The organism is Pseudomonas sp. PAGU 2196 (assembly GCF_022179005.1).
Classification (GTDB): Bacteria; Pseudomonadota; Gammaproteobacteria; order Pseudomonadales; family Pseudomonadaceae; genus Aquipseudomonas; species Aquipseudomonas kermanshahensis.
Window position 1 is genome coordinate 1 of sequence record NZ_BNTL01000042.1, and the last position, 5047, is coordinate 5047.

The following is a 5047-nucleotide window of genomic DNA, read 5'->3' on the forward strand; positions in this document are numbered from 1 at the left end:
CAGGGATCAGGTTGCTCACGGGGGTCACCTATGGGGCGTTTTCTTATGGGAGCAACGCTAAAGGGCAGGGGGGTGGGGCTCAATGACAGGGGGGATCAATGTTGTTGCGTTTTTTGCAATGGGGGGGTGGTAGTGCGTACGGCGTTATTTATTTGTGGGGGCGGACATCGAGCGCCGCCCGCGCGGCGCTTCGCGGGGCAAGCCCGCTCCCACATTTGTTTCGGGCCAGTGAGGTATGTGGCATCTGCGCGCGACCGCCTTGTCTGCCCGACTCGATATTCAGCCGTGCGCCAAGGGACCGCGCGCCCATGGCACAGGGTTAATTGGCCCGAAACAAATGTGGGAGCGGGCTTGCCCCGCGAAGCGCCGCGCGGGCGGCGCTCGATCTCATAGGCGCTGCATCTCCCAAGACAAGCACCAAGACAAGCACCAAGATCACAACGCCATCCGCACCGCCTTGGCCATCTCCGTCGCCAATTCCCGGCTCATGCCATCCAAGGTTCGCCCACGGCGCGTAACAATCTGGATATCGGTCGCATTCATCGCCTCGCAATCGATGGCCAGGGCCTTGAAGGTGCCGTTCTTGAGCTCGTCGATGATCGGCAGTTCGGCCAGCAAGGTGGCGCCCAGCCCCGACCGAACGAAGTCCAGAATCACCGCCAGTGAGTTGGAGGTGAGGGTGGGCACGATCGCGAACGGCTGGTCCTTGCAGGCGGCATCCGCCAGCTCCCGCACGCGGAAGTTGGCGCCGGGCAGCACCAGTGATTCGCGGGCCACTTCGGCGAGGCTGACCGTGGAGCGCTCGGCCATCCGGCTGTCACGGTGAACAATCATCCGCAATGGCTGCGCCAGGCTGAACAGGCGCGTCAGGCGGGCCGAAGCGTTAGGCGCAAAGACCACGCCAAGGTGCGCTTCGTCGTTCATCACCATGCGCTGCACCTCCAATGACGGGGCGCTGATGATCTCGGCCTTGTGCGCATTGTGCGCGTGCAAAAAGCCCTGCAACGAATTGATCGCCCGAGCACCCAGCAGGCCTTCGCCGATGGCGATCACCGTGGAGGCTTGCTGGCGGCTTCGCAATTCATCCAGCCGGTCGACCAGCAGCGCGTGTTGGCGAATGCGTTCGATGTAGTAGTCCACGGCAGCCTCGCCCGCGGCAGTCAGGCTGATGCGGTGGGTGCCGGGGCGCACCAGTTCGATGCCCAGTTCTTCTTCCAGCCGGGCGATCTGCCGGCTGACCGATGAGGTGGCGACGCCGAGCACTTCGGCAGCGGCGCGCATGGAGCCCTTGTCATGGCTCAGGTGCAGGTAGCGCAGGCGGTGGTCCTGCAGATCGATATGGCGGGTGGGCATGACCTCGACCTCGGGGGTAATCACGGCAGGCATTGGCGTGTCCCCATCCATCCTGGTGGGGCGTTGGCTTGTTTTTTTTGTGTGCTCGGCGTGGGTGGCCGGCGTTGTCGCGCTCCATGCCAGGCCATCGTACACGCGTTTTTTTCTGTCCGAAATCATGTGAAAAAGGCGCTAAAAATTTTTCGTAATATCGGCGCTGGTCGTTAGTTTTTTTAGGCGCGTTGAAACCGGTTTTTGAAGTCGTATAAATTCATTTAAATCATGTAGATAGCCAATTTTTAGAGGGTTTATCCGTTAGGGATAGGCAAATTTTTCTCCTGTTTTAGCGTGAAAATTCAATTGACAATTCACGTAAATAGCCGCAAATATTTGTCACCGGCACCTAAAACAAGAGAGACAGACCATGCCGCCCGAACCTGCCTTCGCCCCTCTGTATGGCCAGTGCTTGCCTTCCACGAGCCCAGCCAACGCCCCCCACAAGCATCAGTACAAAAACCGCGCCTGAGACGGAGAATGTCCATGGATTCGCTTTGCCTGCGTGCCGCGCCTGTGTCGGCGCTCGCCTCTGGCCCTGCTTTCGAGGCCTTGCTTGACGGTGTTCGTGATCGTGCTCGCCTCGGTGAGTTCGACCGCCAGCGCTACATATCCCGCGATGTGATCGACGCGTTCAAGGCCCATGGCGTGTACCGCGCCTTGGTGCCTAAGCGCTTTGGTGGGCTTGAGTGCTCGCCGGGGGCCTTCTGTGAAATGATCGAACGCATCTCCCATGCAGACGGCTCTGCCGGCTGGGTGGCCAGCTTCGGCATGAGCCCCGTGTACCTGGCGGCGCTGCCGCTGGAGACCATCGCCGAGATCTACGGCAACAGCCCCGACACGGTGTTTGCCGGAGGCATCTTCCCGCCACAACCGGCCGAGATCGTGCCCGGAGGCTTCAAGGTCAACGGCCGCTGGAAGTACTCCAGCGGGTCCATGGGCGCGGACATCGTGGGTGTCGGGATTGCCCCGCGCAATGGCGACAAGCTCGACCTGCCGCGCCTGGCCGTGATGCCGCGCCAGCAGGCGCGCATCGAAGAAACCTGGGACACCGTCGGCCTGCTCGGCACCGGCAGCCACGACCTGGTGGTCGAGGACGTGGTGGTGGGCGAGCAGTGGACCTTCGTGCGCGGCGGCAAGCCCAACCTGGACGAGCCGTTCTTCCGTTACCCATCGCTGTCGTTCGCCACCCAGGTGCTCTCGGTGGTCGGGCTGGGCATCGCCCGCGCTGCATTGGACGAACTGTCAGGCATGGCCAGTGGGCGCATCTCGGTGACCGGCGCCCCGGCACTGGCCGACCGGCCGCTGGCCCAGGTCGATGTGGCCAAGGCCGAGGCGGCGCTGCGCTCGGCGCGCGCGTTCTTCTACGAGTCCATCGAACGTGCCTGGGAGCACGTGCTGGCGGGCGACCCGGTACCGGTCGACGTCACCAACCTGTTGCGCCTGTCCTCCACCCATGCCGCCCGCGTGGCCGCTGAAGTGGCGCGCAGTGCGCAGATGCTTTCGGGCATGACCGGCATTTACAACGAAAGCCCGCTGGCCCGCTGCGTCAACGATGCGCAGGTGGTGACCCAGCACGCCTTCATGGGCGACGTCACGTACCAGAACGCCGGTGCGATGTTCTTCGGTAAACAGCCCCTTCCGGGCTACCTGTAACTTTCGGGAATTTTGTCATGAGCGATAAGAAAGCGTTGCGTGTGCTGTTCTGCATGGGCATCAACCAGAACTTCTTCGATGCCCCCCGTGAGGAGCAGCTCCAGGTATGGGCCGCCTTCAGCGCGATGTGGAATGGCATTCACGACCTGGCCGGGGTGAACGTGCTGGGCAACATGGACGATGACCAAGGCATGGTCGGCCCGTCCGACGGCTTCCCCTGGACCACCTACCTGCTGGCCGACGTACCGGACATCGAGACCGTGCACGCCGCCTGCAACCTGTTCCGCACCACGGCCGTGGGTGAGGGGCCGTACAAGCTGTGGCGCTACGCCAAGGTCGAGGCCCGTGTCGGCCGCGAACTGATCATCCAGCGCGCCTGAGTAGAGGACGATACCGTGAGCAACCTGATCCCTGCCGTCAACCTGACGGTCGACCCGGCCGAGCTGGTCCAGCCCGACCGTGTCCACACCTCCCTCTACACCGACCCGGCCCTGTTCGACGCCGAACTGCAGAAGATCTTCCACAGCACCTGGATCTGGGTCGCCCACGAGAGCGAAGTGCCCGAGCCCGGTAGCTACAAGACCACCTTCATCGGCAAACAGCCGGTGATCGTCGTGCGTGACCGCAAAAAGGCCATCAACGTGCTGCTCAACCGCTGCCGCCACCGCGGCGCCACGGTCTGCGAGCACAAGAAGGGCAAGACCAACAGCTTCGTTTGCCCCTACCACGGCTGGGGCTACGCCCTCGACGGCTCGCTGCGCGGCATCCCCCACCCGGAAAGCTACGGCGACTGCCTGGACAAGGCCGAGCTGCCACTGGTCAGCCTGCGCGTCGAGAGCTACGCCGGCATGGTCTTCGCCACCTTCAAGGACGACATCGAACCGCTCGAAGACTTCCTCGGCGCAGCGAAGAAGTGGATGGACCTGTTCATGAAGCAAGGCGCCGGCTACGGCATCAAGGTCCCCGGCGAGCACCGCTTCCGCTTCCCCGGCAACTGGAAGATCCAGCTGGAAAACACCACCGACGCCTATCACTTCCCGTTGGTGCACAAAAGCTTCCTGTCCTCGGTCGACGAGCAGACCCTGGAGCTGTTCGACTTCGTCAAAGGCCCCGGCTACGTCGAAGACCTCGGCAACGGCCACAGCGTGATGGTGATGATCCCCGAGCTGGTGGACCTCGAAGCCGACCTCGACAAGCCGATCCCTGAGCGCTTCGAGTCCCTCGCCGCCGAGCTGCGTGACGAAGGCATCGACGAGCAGCAGGTGCGCCGCATCGTCCGCGCCGTCGGTGGCTCGGGCTTCAACCTCAACCTGTTCCCCAACGTCGCCTGCTCGATGGCGTTTTTCCGCGTGCTGCAGCCGATCTCGGTGACCGAGACCGAAATCCACCACTCGGTGATCACCATGGACGGCGGCCCAGCCGCAGCCAACCGCTACCGCCTGCGCCTGCACGAGCACTTCCAGGGCCCGATGGGCTTCGGCACCCCGGACGATTCCGAGGCCTGGGAGCGGGTGCAGAAAGGCGCCCGTGCCGGTGAAGACCTGTGGATCATGCTCAACCGCGGCCTGCCGGGCGAGAAGCCCAGCGCAGACGGGCTGGTGTCCGATGTGAGTGCCGAAACCGGCATGCGCGCGGCGTACCAGCAGTGGAAGAAGATGATGACGGCGGAGAGCAAGTGATGGATTTGAACCTACTGAACGAAGTCACCGCCTTCATCTGGCAGGAAGGCGACATGCTCGACCACGGCGAGTACGACACCTGGCTCGGCCAATGGACCGAAAAAGGCACGTACATCATTCCCATCGACCCGCGCGAGAGTGACTACGAGAACACCCTCAACTACGCCTACGACGACCACCACATGCGTGGCCTGCGCGTGCAGCGGTTGATAGGCGGCGAGTCGATTTCCACCAGCCCCCAGCCACGTACCGTGCGCACGATTTCGCGCTTCCGGGTGCTGGGCGACGACGGCGTCAACGACACCGTGCGCTGCGCGCAGAACGTG

General features: G+C 63.2%; 5 protein-coding genes. 4 read left to right on the forward strand and 1 reads right to left on the reverse strand.

Annotation, left to right across the window (positions count from 1 at the left end; all coding sequences use genetic code 11):
• Nucleotides 1–435 precede the first annotated feature (435 nt).
• Nucleotides 436–1386, reverse strand: coding sequence for a LysR family transcriptional regulator (locus tag MFF34_RS26920; protein WP_225876706.1), 951 nt, complete (start codon nt 1384–1386; stop codon nt 436–438).
• A 486-nt stretch (nt 1387–1872) separates the two neighbouring features.
• On the opposite strand from MFF34_RS26920, the gene iacA reads away from it, so the two are divergent.
• The 4 genes from iacA to MFF34_RS26940 form a co-directional block, all read left to right on the forward strand.
• Nucleotides 1873–3042, forward strand: coding sequence for an indole-3-acetate monooxygenase (gene iacA, locus MFF34_RS26925; RefSeq protein WP_085274412.1), 1170 nt, complete (start codon nt 1873–1875; stop codon nt 3040–3042).
• A 17-nt stretch (nt 3043–3059) separates the two neighbouring features.
• The gene (locus MFF34_RS26930; RefSeq protein WP_085673223.1) at nt 3060–3422 is read left to right on the forward strand and encodes an IacB protein; all 363 of its coding nucleotides are present in this window, start codon (nt 3060–3062) and stop codon (nt 3420–3422) included.
• A 15-nt stretch (nt 3423–3437) separates the two neighbouring features.
• The gene (locus tag MFF34_RS26935; protein WP_238217576.1) at nt 3438–4721 is read left to right on the forward strand and encodes a Rieske 2Fe-2S domain-containing protein; all 1284 of its coding nucleotides are present in this window, start codon (nt 3438–3440) and stop codon (nt 4719–4721) included.
• On the forward strand, nt 4721–5047 hold a 327-nt coding region (locus MFF34_RS26940), incomplete at its 3' end, for an aromatic-ring-hydroxylating dioxygenase subunit beta (RefSeq protein ID WP_238217578.1). The genes MFF34_RS26935 and MFF34_RS26940, both read left to right, overlap by 1 nt.

What these genes read in the sequence shown, in the direction of transcription:
- MFF34_RS26920 (WP_225876706.1), bottom strand. Translation starts at nt 1,386, where the DNA reads ATGCCTGCCGTGATTACCCCCGAGGTCGAGGTCATGCCCACCCGCCAT.
- iacA (WP_085274412.1), top strand. Translation starts at nt 1,873, where the DNA reads ATGGATTCGCTTTGCCTGCGTGCCGCGCCTGTGTCGGCGCTCGCCTCT.
- MFF34_RS26930 (WP_085673223.1), top strand. Translation starts at nt 3,060, where the DNA reads ATGAGCGATAAGAAAGCGTTGCGTGTGCTGTTCTGCATGGGCATCAAC.